The organism is Parenemella sanctibonifatiensis (genome assembly GCF_002250565.1).
In the GTDB taxonomy this organism is placed as follows: domain Bacteria; phylum Actinomycetota; class Actinomycetes; order Propionibacteriales; family Propionibacteriaceae; genus Parenemella; species Parenemella sanctibonifatiensis.
The window spans coordinates 580,929-597,929 of the sequence record NZ_NMVJ01000001.1; the positions used below are offsets into that span (position 1 = coordinate 580,929).

The window sequence follows — 17,001 nt, forward strand, 5'->3', positions numbered from 1 at the left end:
ACCTGACGGTATCGCGGGCTACTTCATGCCGGTGTTGGAGATGCCGGTCACGATCTGGCGCTGCAGGAAGAGGAAGATGATGATGACCGGAATCATCGACACCACCGACATCGCCAGGATGTAGTTGAACGGGACCGCTTCGCGGCTGTTGAACTGCGCCAACGCGACTGGCAGCGTATAGAGACGCTCCTGCTGGGAGATCACCAGCGGCCACAGGAAGTCGTTCCAGCGCCACATCACCGAGAAGATCGTCACCACCGCGATGGCCGGCCCGCACAACGGGATCACCACGCGCAGGAAGATCCCGAACTCCGAGGCACCATCCATCCGGGCTGCCTCGATCAGCTCATCGGGGATGCCCAACATGTACTGCCGCAACAGGAACACCCCCGTCGGCGTCGCCGCCGGCGGGATGATCAGACCCAACAACGTGTTGACCAGGCCGAGCTGGGCTGCGACCTGATAGACCGAGATCAGGATCACCTGCAGCGGCACCATGATCGTGGCCAGCACCAGCAGGAAGAGCACATCCCGGCCGCGGAAGTTGTACTTCGCCAGGCCGTAGGCACACATCGTGTTGACCACGACCGTCAGCAGGGTCGCTGCGATCGTGACGATGGTGGAGTTCATCAGGTAGATCGGGAAGTCGAACTGCTGGAACGCCCCGATGTAGTTGTCGAGGGTGAAGTTGTCCGGCAGCACGTTCGGAGGCCGCCGCCCCAACTCGCCCTGGGTCTTGAAGCTCGCCAACACCGTCAACGTCAGCGGCACCAACACCACCAGCGCCACCACCGTCAACAGGATGTAGCGGGTGATGGTCCAGCCGGCCGGGGAGCCGCTGACCGAGGTCCACGACTTGCGCTGGTGGGACTTGATGTCCTTGCTGGTACGCCGGGCCTCCTGCTTGCTGGCAGCCACATCGGTGGTGGTGCCCACATCGGTCCCCTGATCGTTGCTGCTCATGCGGCATCATTCCTTCGGCCGACCAGGAAGTTGATCAGCGTGAAGATGAACACGGCCACGAAGAGGATCACGCCACCCGCCGACGCCAAGCCGTAGCTGGCAGGGGTGTCGAAGCCCGCCTCGTAGATGTACTGGACGATCAGCGTGGTCGCCCCCAGCGGACCGCCGCCGGTCAGGTTCCAGATGTAGTCGAAGGCCTGGAAACCCGAGATCGTCGACAGGATCGTCACCACCAGCGTGGTGGGTCGCAGCAGCGGCCAGGTGATCTTGAAGAACCGTTGTACGCCGGTCGCCCCGTCCACCTTGGCGGCCTCGTAGACCGTCGGGTCGATGCCCTGCAGACCAGCCAACATGATCAGCGTGTAGAAGCCGGTGTGGATCCACAGGCCGACGAAGATGATGACGCCCATCGCCAGGTCACCCTCGATCAGCCAGCCCGGCTGCGGCAGTCCCAGCGCCGCCAGCGCCGTGTTGAGCATGCCGTTGCCCCGGTCCAGGATCCAGCGCCACAACAGGCCGACGACGACCGCGGACAACAGGCTGGGCAAGAAGACGATCGCCCGGAAGAAGCCGCGCCCCTTGAAGTTGTCGTTCAACAACACCGCGCCGATGGTCGACCCGATCGTGGTCAACCCGACGAAGCAGACCGTGAAAATGACGGTCTGCAGCGCGACGGCGTGAAACTCCTGGCTGGTGAGGATCCGGGAGAAGTTGTCCATGCCGACCCAGCTGAATTCGCGGCCGTTGCGCGATTCGTAGAGCGACATGTTGAACATCTGGATCGCCGGATAGATCGTGAACAGCCCAAAGATCGCCATGTTGGGCAGCACGAACAGCCACGGCGCGATCGACATCGAGGTGATCTGCAGCCGGCGCCGACGGCGTACGGGAGGCGCGGCCGCGTCGACGGTGTCGTCGCCGTCGACGCGCCGCTGCTCCTGCTCGTCGGTGGGCTGCGGCGCCTCAGCTGACATCCGCCAGGGCGGCCTCGGCCGCCTCCGTCAGCGCCGTCGCGGCAGCCGCCGGCTCGACATTGCCGGCCAGCAGCTCGCCCGCCTGCGCCACGAAGTCCTTGGCGATCTGGCTGAAGGCCGGGGAGTACGCGGTGCCGAAGGCGTCCGGCGGGGTCGCCGACACGTCCTCGAGGAAGGTCGACATGTCCTCTGCGCGGTTGGTGTAGTCGACGCCGGACTCGACCAAGTCCACCCGGGTGGGCAAGAAGTTGGCTCCCTGCGCCATCGCGGTCTGGGACTCCGCAGAATTCATGAAGGCGATGAACTCCGCCGCCAGCTCCTGGCGCGGCGACGCCTTGAACGCCGCCATGAACTTGCCGCCAGGGAAGCCGCCGGCGCGCGCCTGCGACGGGTTGGGCACCACGGCCCACTCGAAGTCGGCGTTCTCGGCGAAGGCGGCGACCTGCCAGTTGCCGGAGATGTAGATCGGCGTCTGGCCGGCCAGGAAGACCTCGTTGGCGGCGCTGTAGCGCGAACCTGCCTGCAACACCAGGTCCTTGGGCATCAGGCCGTCGTTGTTGTACTTCGTGAAGTCGGTCAGCATCTGCGCGGCCATGCCCTCATCGAGGGCCACCGCGGTGCCGTCCTCGTTGTAGAAGTTGGTGCCGTACTGGCTCAGCATCGTGGAGAAGCGGTGCCCGGAGACGTCGATCGCGATGCCGTACTCGGTGCCGGCCGCACCCTTGATCTCCTCGGCGGCGGCCACCATCTCCGCCCAGGTCCACGCGGTCGGCACCTCGATGCCGGCCTGCTCGAACAGCGCCAGATTGATCAGCGGACCATTCATGGTGAGGTCGCTGGGGACCGCCAACCGCTCCCCCGACGCCGGCAGCGCGGCCAGCTCGATCTCCGGCAGGAAAGCCCCGTCGAGGGCCTCCTGCTGGAACTGGTTGAGGTCCAGCAGGTCGGACTGGAAGGCGGTCAGCGACGCCAGCCGGGCCACGTCGGGCGGGTTGCCGCCGGACAGCCGGGCCTGCAGCGACTGCTCCAAGTTGGCAAACGGGACGATCTCCAGCGCGACCGTCGCGTCATGCTCCTGCTCGAACTTCGTGATCAGGTCCTCGGTGGCCTTCTGGTCCGGGCCATCGGTGAAGTACATGTAGGTGAGGTTGCGGTCCTCGGTCTGTTCGGTGTCCCCGCCACCGGCGGCTCCGCCGGGCGCACACGCACTCAGTCCGAAGGCCGAGGCCCCCACGCCGAGCGCGCCCAATCCGAATGTGCGACGTGAAAGTCGACCCGTCATTTCCGATCCTTCCTCCCTGAAGTGATGCGCACCGCGCATGCGTCGTCGGGGTCAGCGTAGGCCGATGACCGGTCCGTCGTCAGGAGGAATGGGCAGAACATTTTCCCGCCCCACCAAGGCAGTCCTGCACCAACGTGAAGTCCGCGTGGGCGAATGCGCTGGGAATCGGATTTCTCATACGCCGCCCACGGCGGGTAAGAGGCGTACGTATCAACCAGCCCGACGAACCTGACCGGTTTCGGCCGGGTCAGCGATCGTCCGGTCGGGAGTGTCGGCGGCCTGCCGCTGGACCTGCTCGGCGCCCTGGCGCTCAGTCTCGGCAGCTTCGCTGGGCCGCGCGTCAGCGGTCGGCGGGAGCTCCGGCTTGGTGGAATGCGGGCCGGCCAGGTCGATGGTGCGGACCGTACGCGGGGCCTGCGCCTCGGAGACGTAGGTCGGGGCCGTCACCGGGATCGGGTCCCACAGCGAGCCGGTCTTGCCCTCGATGGCGCCGGTGAACTCGGTCGTCATCGACGACGCCTGCACCTGCTCGGGATCCAGCGCCACCAAGATGGTGTCCTCCGCCGATGCCTCATCCAGGGAAGCCAGTCGGCGATCCAACCGGCGGTGCATCGCGCGTACGAACAGCGGCGACAGCCCCAGGAACAGCACCAACCCGCCACCGGGGATCGCCACCGACCACCACGGGATCTGGCCCAGCGCAGCCGCGACCACGGTGCCGACCAGCAGCGACAGGATCGCCAGCAAGGAGAGCCGGCGACGCTTGGCAGCCCGGCGGGCCAGACGAGCGACCGCGGCCTTCTCGGCGCGACGAATCAGCGGGGTGACGACGTCGACATCATCATCGTCGTCGTCGGCGTGCTCCTCGTCGCGGCGGACCACCTTGACCCGGTCGGAGAAGCGAGCAGAGAAATCGGGGACGTCAATCTCGGGATCATTGCGTTGGTTGAGGTACATCGGAACCAGGTACACCAACCACGCGACCGCGATCACACCAAAGATCAGTCCCGTGATTTCCATGACCGAAACGGTAGAACCGTTCTGCCCGCAATGGCCGCAGGCTGAGCGCGTGTCGCCCCGCAACCGACCAATTCGTCTCGGAAAGTCAGTCCTGCGGGCATGAATCCGGGTCCTCGGCGATGTCCTCGGTGATGGCCTCGTGTTGCCGCTGCGGCACCCGCGCCAGGATGCCTTCGGGCACCTCTTCGGGGGTGACCACGAAGACCTCGTGGTCGCGCCAGTCACCATCAATGTGGAGATAACGGGGCCGGCTGCCCTCATGTCGAAATCCCAGCTTCTCGACCACCCGCAGGCTCCGGGCATTTTCGGGACGGATGGCGATCTCGATCCGATGAAGGCCCATCACACGGAAGCAGTAGTCGGTCGCCAACGCGACCGCGGTCGGCACGATGCCGTGCCCGGCCCACCGCTGGTCGACCCAGTAGCCGATCTGCCCCCACCGGGCCGCACCCAGCGCAATCCCCGACACGGTCAACTGGCCGGCCGTGACGGGTCGGCGCCGCTCCCCCTCGACCCAGACCGGGTCGTAGTCGATCAGCCACGGCAACATCGACCCCTCCCGGGCTCGGCGCCGCAGCTCCCAGATCATCTCCGAATAGGTACGCGGCGGACCCTCACCGCCGGGTGGGGTGGTCGGATCCCACGGCCCCAACCAGCCCTGGTTGCGGGACCGCAGCTCCCGCCACAGCCCCGCATCGCGCATCCGCATCGGCCGCAACCCGATCGCCTGCCATTCGAGCGTGACCGGCCAACGGTGGGTGTCGCGATAGCGCGGCCCCGGCACGGATGCCAGCCGTGGTGGCGGTTCAGTGGTCATGCCCGGCGCCGGTCAGCGGTCATCCTTCTGCAGCGGCCAAGCCAGGACCAGGTCACCCTTCTCCAGCACCTCGGTGTCGGGGTCGAGCAGCAACAGCGCGTTGCCCTCGGCGAGGTCGCCAAGCTGGTGCGAGTCGGGGCTTCCGATCGGTTCGATGGCCGGGCCCTCGCTGGTGTCGGTGATCCGGGCGCGCAGCACCTCGGCGACCCCGGGCTCGGAGGTGACCTGGGTGGCCAACGTGCAGTCGAGCACCGAGCGGTCCAGCGGCTCGAGACCCATCTGCTTGCGGAGCAGCGGGCGTACGAAGACCTCGAAGGACACGAACGCGCCGACCGGGTCGCCGGGCAGCAGCACGATCGGCACCTCCTCGTCACCGATCAGGCCGAAGCCCTGCTTGTGGCCGGGCTGCAGCGCGACCTCGGAGACGTCGGTGGGGCCGAGCTCCGGCACCACCTGACCGACGATGGTCTGGTCGTCGTCACGGCCACCGGTGCAGATCAGCAGGTCCGCGCGTACCAGCTGGTCCGAGATGGTCTGCTTCACCTCTTCGGGATCATCGGACACGATCCCGACCCGGAACACCTGGGCGCCCTGGGCGCGAGCGGCGGCCGCGAGCATGTGGGAGTTGGAGTCGTAGACCTCCCCCTCCCGCAGGCCGGTGCCGGGCGGCACCAGATCGGTGCCGGTGGCGAGCACCACCACTCGGGGCCGGGGCCGGGCCAGCACCTTGTCGAAGCCGGTCGCGGCCAGCAGGCCGGTGTTGCGGGCACCCAGCAGGTCACCGTCGCGGATCAGTTCGTCACCGATCGACACGTCACTGCCGCGGGCGCGGATGTTGTCGCCGGCGCGGACGTGGCCGAAGACGCTCAGCTCCTGCTCGCCCCGGTCGGTCAGCCCCAACCGGACCACGGCATCGGCGTCGCCGGGAATCGGCGCGCCGACGGTGACCCGCACGGCAGACCGGGCAGGCAGTTCCTCACCGAACCCCTCGGCACCGTCACTGGCGTCCAGCGAACCGATCGCGGTCAACTTGAGGGGATTGTCCTCGGCGGCACCGGCGACGTCGGCCGCACGGACCGCGTAGCCAGCGATCGCGGCCTGGTCGTGGGCCGGCAGCGCAATGTCCGACAGCAGGTCCTCACAGACCGGCAGCCCCCAGGCGTCCAGCAGTTCCATGCCGAACGGAGGCAGCGGCTCCACCATCGACAACAACCAGTCGCGGTGGTCGGCGACCGACCGACGGCCCAGCTCGTCGGGATCCGGAGCGGGCGGGAGCGTGGGCTCCGGCTCCGGCTCGGGAGCTTCGACGACCTGCTTCTTCCTGCGGAACAAACCCATGGCGGCAGCCTACGAGACGAATCCGCCGACGGCGGGCAGCGGCACGGGCGTGGTTGCGGTGGGATCGGGCCAGCGAGGGGTACGACTCGGCACCCGGCGCGACTGCTGGCGTCGCTGCCGGCCCATCTCGGCACCGCCGTGGAAGACTGGACCCGCCCGCCGACCAGACCTGCGCAGGAGCGATGACCAACCACGAATCTCCCGTTACGCCCGGCCCCGGCCCCGCCGCGAAGTCCGAACTGCGCACGGTGCTGCGCGCGCGGCGCCGCGGGCTGGACCGCGCCGTGGTGGACGACCGACGTACCGCGGCGCTGCTGCGCGTCCTCGCCGAGCCACCGGCGGTCGTCGCCGCGTACTGGTCCCGGCCCGACGAGCCCGACACCCACGCCCTCATCGACGCGCTGGTGGCGCGGGGCGTACGCGTGCTGCTCCCTTGCGGCACGGACCCGGACTGGGCCGAACACCAGCCCGGCCAACTGCGACCGGGCACGTACGGCGTCGCCGAACCCACCGGTACGCCGCTCGGCGCGGCCGCGCTGGCCGAGGCCGGGCTGATCCTGTGTCCGGCACTGGCAGTCGACCGGTCCGGTCGCCGGCTCGGCAAGGGTGGCGGCTGGTATGACCGAGCCCTGTTGCACGCCGCCGCCGACGCCGAGCTCTGGGCGCTGGTCGATGTGGCCGAGGTGCTGGACCAGGTGCCGACCGAACCGCACGACCGGCCCGTGACCGGCTGGGTGACCGAGGCCGGGCTCGCACGGGCCGGCGCACCGGTGGGTCTGGGCGCCCGGCACGACCTGCCCGCGCCCGCGGCACCCGACCAGGCGGCCGCCCGATGATCGCCCCGGCCGCCACCGCAACCCCCATCAGGTGGCATCGGATCACTGGCGCCCCCGCCGCCGCGCCCGTGGCCGTCGCCGTGCTGGCGTTGCTCATCGGCGGGCTCGGCTTCTGGCTGCCCGGCGCGTGGTCCGACGAGGGCGCCACGATGGTCGCCACCGACCGTTCGCTGGGACAACTGATCAAGATGGTGGGCCGGATCGACGCCGTCCACGCGGCCTATTACGGCGGCGCGTGGCTGTGGGGCCTGCTCTTCGGGCACAGCGTCGTCGCGCTGCGGGCGATCTCGGTCGTCGCGATCGCCGGCCTGGCCGCCGTGATGACGATCTGGGGTCGCCGCACCATCGACGTACGCTTCGGCGTACAGGTCGGCGTCATCACCGCGCTGCTGCCGGAGATGACCTGGGCCGCGACCGAGGCCCGCTCCGCGGCGGTGTCGACACTGGCGTACGCCATCACCGTCTGGCTGCTGTCGATCGCGCTGGAACGGCGCCGCTGGGGCTGGTGGCTCGGGTACGGGCTGGCGCTAACCGTGACCGTCTGGCTGTTTCTGTTTGCGGCGCTGGGGACGCTCGGGCTCGGCGCGATGATGCTGCTGTCCCGCCCGGATCGGCGCAGTTGGCGGGCCTGGCTGATCGCGACCGCGGTGGCCGGAGCGACCGCGCTGCCGCTCGCCCGACAGATGCTGCGGCAGTCCAAGCAGGTCAACTGGATCGAGGGCACCGACCTCACCACGGTGGTGCGGATCCTCACCACCCAGACCTGGGACAACTCCCTCACCCCACCGGGCTGGATCTGGCCGGCGGTGCTGGGGTGGCTGCTGTGTGCGGCCGCGACGGTGCTGGTGGTCCGCCGCGGCACCGCGGACCTGCGTCGCGTGCTGCTGGCCGGTTGGGCCTGGTGGGGACTGCCAACCGTTGCGCTGGCGATCGCCGGGCTGCTGCGCCCGACCTACGTCGAGCGGTACGTCGCCTTCGCCGCGCCCGGACTGGCCGTGGTGCTGGCGGCCGGCGTCTGGCAGCTGCTGGCAGAGGCCAAGCCGGGCTGGTCGGCACGCGTACGCGGGCTGGTCGCGACGGCGCTGATCCTGCTGGCGGTGGCGCCGGGGTGGTACCAGGCACGGTTGCCGGAGGCGAAGTCGACGTGGATCCGGGTCGCCGAACACGTCGATGCGGTGACGGCCCCGGGCGACTCAATCGTCTACATCCCCCACCATCGCAACGTCGCGCGCAGCCTGCCGGCGTACTTCGACGACCTCGTCGACATCAACCTCGGCGAGCCCTACGGCACCACCAGCCAACTCTGGGACATCTCGGTGCCGGTGGCCGACGTACCGGAACGCTGGCAGGACCTGGACCACCTGTGGGTCCTGTCCAAGGGCGAACGTTTCGACCATCCCGACATGCAAACCCTGCTCGGCGCCGGGTTCGAGGTGGTCAGCGAGTGGTCCTACGACGGCTCCTACGTGTACGAACTGCGGCGCTGAAGGTTCGGTCGCGTCAGAAAACCCGCTCAGCCGGTTCGGTTACTGCACGTCGCGCCAGTCCACGCTCATCAGGCGCTGACCGTTGACGAAGTAGACCCGGTGGTCATCGCCGAGCACCATCAGGACGCCCTTGATGTTGCTGACCCGGGTCAGGTCGTGCCGCCCGATCGGGGGCACGCTGATCAGGGTGCTGCCGACCGCGCCGTAGAGCCGGTTGGTGCTCCGGTCGAACTCCAACCAGGCCCCGGTCCAGGTGCCGCCGGCGAACTCGTCCCAGTCGAAGGGCTCGATCTCGTACTCGACCAGCTCGCTGCCGTCGGTGGTGCTGAGCGAATGCAGCGTGCCCTTGGTGCCGGCCCAGACCTGCCTCCCCGGCGTCACCTCCAGCGCCGTGACCATCCGCTGTCCCTCAACCTCGACGTTCCACACCAGCTCGCGGGTCGCCATGTCGAAGGCGAACACCCGCGCATTCTGCTGGGTCGGGAAGGCGCCGTTGCCGCCGTAGACCGAGGTGCCGCCGTAGAGAATGCCGTTCTCGTACGCCAGCGCCGTGATCGAATGGTCCTCGATGATGTTGCGATAGACGTCGTTCTGCTTGGTGACCGGGTCGTGGATCGCGAGGGCACCGATCAGGCTGCCGTACTCGGGGACGGTGCCGACCGCGACCAGCCCACCGGCATCGGTGAGCGCGAAGGGCCGGTCCTGACCGTACGGATCGAGGTCGAGCGCACGCACCGGATTGCCGTCACCGAGCGGCTTGGAGGTGTCGATCGCCTCCAGCTTCGCACCCGGATAGCGGCCGGCGTACAGGGTGTCGCCGACGGTAGCGAAGCCCTCGGCCTGCCCGAGCGCGGCCTCGAAGGCCCACTCATCGGAGGTCGTGTCGTAGGTCGCGAAGCCGCCGGAGAAGTAGCCGCCGAAGTGGAGGCGACCATCCGGTCCGACCACCGAGGAGCGCGGGTTGGTCGGCGTACCGGGCAGGTCGAGGACGAGCTCCTCGAGGTCGCCGGTGCTGATGTCGTAGCGGTGCAGGACGTTGCCGTAGATGCTGACGACATACTCGGAGTCACCCTCGGTGACCACGCCGATGCCCTTCGTGCCGACGGCGAGGTCGGTCGAGGTGATCTCCCGGTCCGGGGAGATGCTGTGCAGCGCGCCGCCGGCCGTGAACCAGGTGGTGCCCGAGGCATCACGACCGACCCGCTGCGGGTTCATGTTGGGAATGAAGTCGGTCACCCACTCACCGGTGACGGTGTCGTAGATCGCGCCGCCGTTGCCGCTGGCGCACTGGAAATGAACGAACAGGTCGGTGCCCGAGGTCGCCATCTCATAGGTGAAGGTGCAGTCCGTACGCCCCTCCGGCAGCGGGATCTCGGTCTTCTCGCCGGTGACGATGTCGACGCCCCAGGCACCGCTGGCGCCGGGCAGCGAGTGGCTGGCGAGCACCTCGCCGGTGAACGGGTTGATCTCGGCCAGGTAGGCCGGCTTGCCGGAGATGACTGCCCAGGTACGCGGCGTACCGTCGGGCATCATTCCGGTCGCGGCACCGGCAACGGTGGTGGCCGTCAGCGGAATGTCGCCATGATCGGTGACCTCCAACTCGACCTCCTTGGTGGCGGCGCTGGCGGGGATCGTGGTGGGCAGAGCCAACATCAGGCCGAGCCCGAGCACGGCGAGCAGGCGCGTGAGTCGCTGGAGATGCGCTCGGTGAAGATGCGCTCGCTGGAGAGCTGTCGGTGACAAGACCGGGGACATCGATGACTCCCAAAGGGGTGGACCGGCTCGGCTCGGGGGTGAGCCGGGGGCGACCGGCGGCCGCAGCACTGCAGCCAGTCGCCATCGTTGTTGCCGCTGCGACGGCGTCAAGGGCCCATCCACATCGTCACACACCGGCCACATCGGGGTAGGATGCCCCGGGTCCGCCACAGGGGCGGAGTCCGCAGGAAGAGGAGCCAATGCCCACCTATCAGTACCGTTGCACCGAGTGCGGCCACCAGTTGGAGGCGGTCCAGAAGTTCACCGACCCGTCGCTGACCGAATGCCCCGACTGCGGCGGCCAGCTCCGCAAGGTGTTCAGCGCGGTGGGCGTGGTCTTCAAGGGCTCGGGCTTCTACAAGACCGACAGCCGCGGCTCCAACACCATCGATGCCACCCCGAGCGATTCGGGTAGCAGCGACAGCAAGTCGGAGTCTGCCAAGTCCGAGTCCACGAAGTCGGGGAGCTCCACCTCCGACAGCAGCTCCTCGACGAAGTCCGAGAGCAAGCCCGCGGCGACCACGAGCTCGTCGTCGAGTTCCGCGTCGGCCAGTTCCTCGAGCAGCTCGTCATCCACAGGTTCGGCCAGTTCCTCGAAGTGATCCCGATTGCCTGTGGACAACTCCACGGTTGCTACAGACAACGAGGCGGTCAGTGATCACAGTTGAGTGATGACCTCACTCACCCGATCCTCCCACCCGTCCTCATCCCATTCGCCCGGCCCGGGTCACTCGTCCGGGCCGACCGGCCGGGGACCCGTTGGCGGGCCCGGCCGGCTGTGGCGTACGGTTACCCGCTGGTGGGCCTGGCATCGCCGCCTCGCCTCGGCCCTGCTGGCCGGCTTGGCCGTCTTGGTGTCGCTGACCATCCTCACCCCGGCCCCTGATGCCACCGCGCCGGCCGTTCGGGTACGCGCGGACGTGCCCGCCACCCGCGCCCTCACTGCCGCCGACCTCGAAGTCGTTGAGCTGCCGGCGTACACGCTGCCCCGGGAGCACCTCACAGACCCCAACGACGCCATCGGCCTGCTGCCCACCAGTCCGCTGATCGCCGGTCAGATCCTCACCCCGGCCAGCGTGCTCGCACCGCGCGCCGGCGAGGCCGGCGACGAGCGGGTGGTCACGGTGCCGCTGTCAGACCCGTCGGTGCTGGCAGTGCTGCGGGTCGGTGACCGGTTGGACCTGCTCTGGGTCGACTCCAGCACCGGTGAGGCAACCACGATCGCCCAGGGCGCCCGGGTGGTCGCGCTGCCCCAGAGCGACGCCGGCCCACTCGGCGGTGTGTCGACCTCTGGCACCGTGCTGGTGGCGGTCTCCCCCGCTGATGCGGTCGCCCTGGCGCGAGCCTCGGTCAATGGCCGGATCGTCCCGGTGTGGCACTGAGCGCAGGACACGCGGGGACGCCGGTCTCGTCCCAGTAGGTAACGCCGGGGTAACGTACCGGTCGGGATCGCCTGCCACCGTGGCTGAACAGACCTAGGAGAGAAACATGAAGGGCTTCAAAGAATTCATCATGCGGGGCAACCTCATTGAGCTTGCCGTCGCATTCATCATGGGCACCGCTTTCGCCGCGGTGGTCACGACGTTCACCCAGATCATCCTTGACCTGATCGGCAAGCTCGGCAACATCGATGCCTTCAGCACCACCGCGGTCGCTGGCATCAACATCGGTGCGTTCATCACCGCCGTGCTGACCTTCCTCATTACCTCGTTCGTGCTCTATTTCGCGATCGTCAAGCCCTACAACGCCTTCAAGGAGCGCAAGGCCGCCAAGGAAGGCACAACCGAGGACGATCTTGAGAAGTCCACCGAGGACCTGCTCGTCGAGATCCGCGACCTGCTCGCCGGCCCGGCCGCCGCTGCCAGCGTCGAGGCTGCTCCCGCCCCGCAGCAAAACCCGCAGAACCCCGCCAACTGAATACCCTTCCTGGGGCACCCCCTCAGGACATCAGCCGCTCACCCATGATGGGGCGGCCGATCCCGTAACAACCGTTCCTCGTCCGGCCCGGGCTGGCTGCCTCCACGCAGCCGGACCGGGCCGTTCAGGTTCCAGGCGTTGCGGACCGCGAGCACCATGGCGTACGCCTGCGCCGGGTCCTCCGATGCGGGCAACACGTCCGGCCATCGCGCGGCCTGCTGCCGGCGTACGCCCAGGCGCTCCCGATCCCATCCGACCGCCAGCAACACGGCCGCCAGATCGGTACCGGCCGCATCGTCCGGTGGATCCTCGCCAGTGAGACTGCGGAACGCGGCCGTGAGCGCGGAGACCTGGGGCGCCGCAGGCTCTGCCCCTGTCACTCCAGCCCGTCCGCGCTGATGCGGGCCCCGTCCGGCACCGATCCGCCGCCGCTGAGTCGGGCTTGGCCGGTTGCGGTCGCGGAGCCGGCAAAGCGCCAGTCCCCCTCGATGGTCAGGGACTCGGCATCGCGCAGCGACAGCGGCTGCGGGATGCGTTCCTCGAAGCCGCCGAGCTTCTTGTAGTGGTCGGTGTCCAGATCCACCAGCGGCGCCTGCTCCACCGCCAGCCGCAGCCGGGACGCGTCGTCCAGCTCGTAGGCGTCCGAGCGGATCAGCAGCAGATCGTTGGTGGTCTTGACGGGCAGGAATCGGGCACGGTCGACCACGATCGCGGTGGCGCCCTCGAAGACCTCGATCGCCGCGCCCATCGCCGTTTCGATCTGATAGACCTCCGGCGAGTCGGCATCGGTCGGGTCGACGGTCTTGGTGTTGCGGATCAGCGGCAGACCCAGCACCGAGTCGCGCTCCACCAACGTGTCCTTCACCACCTGCAGGTCGAACCACAGGTTGTTGGTGTGGAAGTAGGGGTGGCGATGCTCGTCGGTGAAGTGGTGCATCTCGTCGGTGGGCGTCTGCGCGGTGTCGCGCAGGATCAGCCGGCCATCCGAGGTACGCACCGCGAGGTGACCGCCCTTGCGGTCCGCAGCCGTACGCCGGCACAGCTCGGCGGCGTACGGGGCGCCCGAGGCCGCGAACCAGCCGGCCAACTCGGCGTCCGGGGCGGCGCCGAGGTTGTCACCGTTGGAGACCGAGGCATAGCGGTAGCCCTGGTCGAGTAGCTGGTCGAGGATCCCGGAGGCCTGCAGCGCGGTGTAGATGTCGCCGTGGCCCGGCGGGCACCATTCCAGGCTCGGATCGGCCGGCCATTCGACCGGGGTGAGGTCATCGGTGCGCAGCTTGGGCTCCTGATTTTGCAGGAAGTCCAGCGGCAGCCCCTCGACCGCGATGTCGGGATGCGCCTGCAGCGCGTCCAGGGTGTCCTGCTGGGTCCGGAACGAATTCATCAACAGCAACGGCAGCCGTACGCCGTGCTCCTGGCGTGCCGCCAGCACCTGCTCACAGATCAGGTCAAGGAAGGTCTTGCCGTCGGTGACCGGCAGCAGCGACTTGGCCTTGTCCAGCCCCATCGACGTCCCGAGTCCGCCGTTGAGCTTGATGACGACGGTCTGGGCGAAGGCGTCCTGGGCGACCTTGGGGTCAATCTCCACGGCGTCGAGCCGGTCGACCTCGGTGAGCGGACTGATGGTGTCTTCGGGGATCAACCCGGTGGCGCCGTCCTTGAGTTCCCCGTAGTAGTGGGAGAAGACGTCGATTGCGGCGGCGTTCACGCCGGCCTGCTGCATCTTCGCGCGTGCAGCTGCCAAACCCTTGTCGGCTTCCAAACCCTTGTCGGCTTCCAAACCCTTGTCGGCTTCCAAACCCTTGTCCATGGGCGCCAGCCTAGCCAGCCCGGATCTGGGCAAAGTAATGGCCGTCGACGGATGGGTTTGCACCAGATCTACCCACCCCCAGGAGACTTCATCCGCCGACGGCTGATAACAACAATAGCCGGGCGGACCAAAGACGCGAAAGCCTGGGACGCTACGTTGTCCAACCGTTATCAAACGTTGCAGTCAGGCTCAGATACTTCTCAGCCAACAGTCCTTCCCGTGTCACCCGGCGCCCGCCATCAGGCCAGCCGCTCGGCCACCGCCACCTTGACCGATTCCGGCCCGAAACCCGCTGCCAGCGCGCGCTGCTGCAGTTCTTGCAGGTCTGCCAGCCCCAGCCCGAAGGTCTCCGCCACCAGGGTGAGCTCCCGGGTCATCGTGGTGCGACTCATCAACCGGTTGTCGCAGCTCACGGTGACCGGCAGCCCCGCCTGCCACAGCTGTCCGAACGGGTGCTCGGCCATCGTCTCGGCGATGCCGGTTTGCAGGTTCGAGGAGGGGCACACCTCCAACACGATGCCCTCGGCAGCGACTCGCGTCGCCACCTCCCCGGGACCTTCCGCCGCCAGATCGTCCACCAGGCGTACGCCATGACCGAGCCGACGCGCACCCCGTTCGAGCGCGTCCTCGATCGACTCCAGACCGGCCGCCTCGCCGGCATGGATCGTGACCGGGCAACCGTGACTGCGCAGCAGGTCGAAGGCGGCGGCGTGACCCGAGGGTGGGAAGCCCGCCTCGGGGCCGGCGAGGTCAAACCCCACGATGGTGTCGTCGACCCGGTCGACGACCAGCTGGGCGACCTCATCGCTGCGATGGTCCTGCCGCATCCCAGTCAACAGTTGGCCGGCGACCATCCCGGTCTCGGCGCTGCCGCGACGCAGCCCCTCCCCGACCGCGCGGACCGCGTCGACCAGAGTCAACCCGCCGGCTTCGTGCTGGGTGGGAGCCCAGCGCGCTTCGCCGTAGACGACGTTGTCGGCCGCCAGATCCAGCACCCACTCGTACGCCACTCGGGTCAGCGCCTCGGCGGTCTGCAGACAGGCAACGGTGTGGTCGAACGTCTCCAGATAGCGCGGCAGGCTGCCCGAGTCGGCCGCCGCGAAGAACCAGGTCGCCAGCTCAGCAGGGTCGGTTGTGGGCAGGTCATGGCCGGCCGCGGCAGCGAGTTCGATCATGGTCTGCGGACGCAGCCCGCCGTCCAAATGATCATGAAGGGCCACCTTGGGCATCGCCTGGATCGCGGCCCGCAGGTCCGCACCGACTGGCCCTGCCACGGCTTGCGAACTGGCCCGACGATCGGGCAGGAAGCCCTCACCGAAGGACCCCGGCAGCAGCGCAGTGATCATGATTGGCCCGTCGGCGGTGAGGAGCTGCCCATTCTCGGCGGCGTGCTCCACCAACACCTGACGACACCGGCCACACGGGGGAATCGGCTGGCCGTCTGGGCCGGCGACCGCGACGGCGACGAGCCGCTCACCGCCGGACAGCCGCAGGTTGCCGACCAGGATGCATTCGGCGCACAGGGTCAGGCCATAGGAGGCGTTCTCGACATTGCAGCCGGTCACCACTCGGCCTTGATCAGTCAGCGCGGCTGCGCCGACCTGCAGTTCGGAATAGCGGGCGTACGCGCGCCGCGCCGCCTGTCGGGCCTGCTCGATCAGGCTGGTCCAGTCAGGTTCCATGCGTACTGCTCCTCAATCTCCGTGCCATCTGCACTCTACTGATCATGACCGCCGGGGGGGGTGGACCCCTGGTTGCCTAGGCTGCTGCACGAGGCGGGCAGTTCTGCCCGTCCAGCTCAGCCAAACACCACCCCCGGAGGCATGATGCTCAAGCGAGTTTCCACTGCCGCCCTGACGCTGATCAGCGTCATGGCGCTCACCTTTGGCTTCGCGGCCACATCCGCGCAAGCCCTCAACGCCTGGCCCGTCGTCAAGAGCGGCGCCAAGGGCGTCCAGGTCACCACCATCCAGCACCTGCTCGGCCACGCCCGGCAGACCACCGACGTCGACGGCAGCTACGGCCCGAACACCAAGGCCAAGGTCATCGCCTTCCAGAAGGCCCGCGGCCTGTCCGCCGATGGCGTCGTCGGCGCGAAGACCTGGGGCAAGCTGACCCCGACCCTCAAGCGTGGCGCCGACAACAAGGCTGTCAAGGCGCTGCAGGTCCAGCTCAACCGCTACGGCCACAAGCTCGACGTCGACGGCAAGTTCGGCGCCGGCACCGAGAAGGCCGTGCGCAGCTTCCAGTCCGCCAAGAAGCTCGGCGTGGACGGCGTCGTCGGCCCGCAGACCTGGCAGGCCCTGATCGCCGGCGGCACCGGCGGCGGTGGCGGTGGCACCAGCCGCGCCGCGCTCGCCAAGGACATCCTCAACGATTCCGGCATCACGCTCTATCCGCTGTGTGGCCCGAGCTACGCACAGCCGCTGGCCAACATCCGCGACACCGCCAGCGGCAAGACCCCGCGTACCGGTGGCGGCGACGTCGGCACCCGTTACGTGACGCTGAACACCAGCATGCTCAAGTTCATGCGCGACTACGGCAAGGGCAACAGCTACCGGGTCACCACGATCCTTGGCTGCAACCACTCCACCAACTCGGCCCACTACCAGGGCCGCGCTGTGGACATCGACTTCGCCAACGGCCAGAAGATCAACACCACCTCGGCCGGTCGCGCGATGGCCAGCAAGGTCCGCGCCGCTTGCCGCGCCGCCGGCGCTCGCAGCACGCTCGGCCCCGGTGACGCCGGCCACAGCGGTCACGTGCACTGCGCGTGGTGATTCAGAACGCCTGATTCAGCGC

Annotated in this window: 16 protein-coding genes and 2 pseudogenes; 6 read left to right on the forward strand and 12 right to left on the reverse strand. The window is 68.4% G+C overall.

What is annotated here, in order from left to right; genetic code table 11:
* Window positions 1-18 precede the first annotated feature (18 nt).
* The 6 genes from CGZ91_RS02750 to CGZ91_RS02775 form a co-directional block, all read right to left on the reverse strand.
* Window positions 19-963, reverse strand: coding sequence for a carbohydrate ABC transporter permease (locus tag CGZ91_RS02750; protein ID WP_094452398.1), 945 nt, complete (start codon window positions 961-963; stop codon window positions 19-21).
* Window positions 960-1,937 carry a carbohydrate ABC transporter permease gene (locus CGZ91_RS02755; RefSeq protein WP_229116375.1) on the reverse strand — a complete coding sequence of 326 codons (978 nt, stop codon included), beginning with the start codon at window positions 1,935-1,937 and terminating at the stop codon, window positions 960-962. The genes CGZ91_RS02750 and CGZ91_RS02755 overlap by 4 nt, the downstream gene beginning before the upstream one ends.
* Entirely contained in the window at window positions 1,927-3,219 is a 1,293-nt protein-coding gene (locus tag CGZ91_RS02760) for an ABC transporter substrate-binding protein (protein ID WP_179229186.1), read from the reverse strand. Before CGZ91_RS02760 ends, CGZ91_RS02755 begins: the two co-directional genes overlap by 11 nt.
* Window positions 3,220-3,429: 210 nt before the next feature.
* Entirely contained in the window at window positions 3,430-4,239 is an 810-nt protein-coding gene (locus CGZ91_RS02765; RefSeq protein ID WP_094452400.1) for a hypothetical protein, read from the reverse strand.
* 85 nt (window positions 4,240-4,324) lie between these two features.
* The gene (locus CGZ91_RS02770) at window positions 4,325-5,056 is read right to left on the reverse strand and encodes a GNAT family N-acetyltransferase (RefSeq protein WP_094452401.1); all 732 of its coding nucleotides are present in this window, start codon (window positions 5,054-5,056) and stop codon (window positions 4,325-4,327) included.
* 12 nt (window positions 5,057-5,068) lie between these two features.
* Complete coding sequence (locus CGZ91_RS02775; protein WP_094452402.1) at window positions 5,069-6,394, reverse strand: molybdopterin molybdotransferase MoeA; 1,326 nt, start codon at window positions 6,392-6,394, stop codon at window positions 5,069-5,071.
* 182 nt (window positions 6,395-6,576) lie between these two features.
* Between CGZ91_RS02775 and CGZ91_RS02780 the strand changes: the two genes are divergently transcribed.
* A complete protein-coding gene (locus tag CGZ91_RS02780) occupies window positions 6,577-7,230 on the forward strand; it encodes a 5-formyltetrahydrofolate cyclo-ligase (RefSeq protein WP_094452403.1) in 654 nt (217 codons plus the stop codon).
* Complete coding sequence (locus CGZ91_RS02785; protein WP_094452404.1) at window positions 7,227-8,717, forward strand: glycosyltransferase family 39 protein; 1,491 nt, start codon at window positions 7,227-7,229, stop codon at window positions 8,715-8,717. The genes CGZ91_RS02780 and CGZ91_RS02785 overlap by 4 nt, the downstream gene beginning before the upstream one ends.
* A 39-nt stretch (window positions 8,718-8,756) precedes the next feature.
* Here CGZ91_RS02785 and CGZ91_RS02790 read toward each other — a convergent pair whose 3' ends face one another.
* Window positions 8,757-10,472, reverse strand: a complete 1,716-nt coding sequence (locus CGZ91_RS02790; protein WP_179229187.1) for a PQQ-binding-like beta-propeller repeat protein — start codon at window positions 10,470-10,472, stop codon at window positions 8,757-8,759.
* 200 nt (window positions 10,473-10,672) lie between these two features.
* Between CGZ91_RS02790 and CGZ91_RS14895 the strand changes: the two are divergent.
* Window positions 10,673-10,765 (forward strand): annotated as a pseudogene (locus CGZ91_RS14895) (FmdB family zinc ribbon protein); the annotation flags it as partial.
* A gap of 62 nt (window positions 10,766-10,827) precedes the next feature.
* Here CGZ91_RS14895 and CGZ91_RS14900 read toward each other — a convergent pair.
* Window positions 10,828-11,100, reverse strand: a complete 273-nt coding sequence (locus CGZ91_RS14900) for a hypothetical protein (protein ID WP_229116433.1) — start codon at window positions 11,098-11,100, stop codon at window positions 10,828-10,830.
* A 43-nt stretch (window positions 11,101-11,143) separates the two neighbouring features.
* Between CGZ91_RS14900 and CGZ91_RS02800 the strand changes: the two genes are divergently transcribed.
* Both CGZ91_RS02800 and mscL read left to right on the forward strand, forming a co-directional pair.
* Window positions 11,144-11,854: an SAF domain-containing protein gene (locus tag CGZ91_RS02800; RefSeq protein WP_094452407.1), complete on the forward strand. Its 711-nt coding sequence runs from the start codon at window positions 11,144-11,146 to the stop codon at window positions 11,852-11,854.
* A gap of 106 nt (window positions 11,855-11,960) precedes the next feature.
* The gene (gene mscL, locus CGZ91_RS02805; RefSeq protein ID WP_094452408.1) at window positions 11,961-12,389 is read left to right on the forward strand and encodes a large conductance mechanosensitive channel protein MscL; all 429 of its coding nucleotides are present in this window, start codon (window positions 11,961-11,963) and stop codon (window positions 12,387-12,389) included.
* A 38-nt stretch (window positions 12,390-12,427) separates the two neighbouring features.
* On the opposite strand, the gene CGZ91_RS02810 is transcribed toward mscL, so the two are convergent.
* The 4 genes and pseudogenes from CGZ91_RS02810 to CGZ91_RS14905 all read right to left on the reverse strand — a co-directional run.
* Window positions 12,428-12,769, reverse strand: a complete 342-nt coding sequence (locus tag CGZ91_RS02810) for a hypothetical protein (protein ID WP_094452409.1) — start codon at window positions 12,767-12,769, stop codon at window positions 12,428-12,430.
* The gene (locus CGZ91_RS02815; RefSeq protein ID WP_094452410.1) at window positions 12,766-14,199 is read right to left on the reverse strand and encodes a UTP--glucose-1-phosphate uridylyltransferase; all 1,434 of its coding nucleotides are present in this window, start codon (window positions 14,197-14,199) and stop codon (window positions 12,766-12,768) included. The genes CGZ91_RS02810 and CGZ91_RS02815 overlap by 4 nt, the downstream gene beginning before the upstream one ends.
* A gap of 239 nt (window positions 14,200-14,438) precedes the next feature.
* A complete protein-coding gene (locus tag CGZ91_RS02820; RefSeq protein WP_407670830.1) occupies window positions 14,439-15,449 on the reverse strand; it encodes an adenosine deaminase in 1,011 nt (336 codons plus the stop codon).
* A 72-nt stretch (window positions 15,450-15,521) separates the two neighbouring features.
* Window positions 15,522-15,881: pseudogene (locus tag CGZ91_RS14905) on the reverse strand (cytidine deaminase); the annotation flags it as partial.
* A gap of 141 nt (window positions 15,882-16,022) precedes the next feature.
* Here CGZ91_RS14905 and CGZ91_RS02825 point away from each other — a divergent pair.
* Window positions 16,023-16,979 (forward strand): peptidoglycan-binding domain-containing protein, encoded by a 957-nt coding sequence (locus CGZ91_RS02825; RefSeq protein WP_094452412.1) that lies wholly within the window; start codon window positions 16,023-16,025, stop codon window positions 16,977-16,979.
* Window positions 16,980-17,001: the final 22 nt, after the last annotated feature.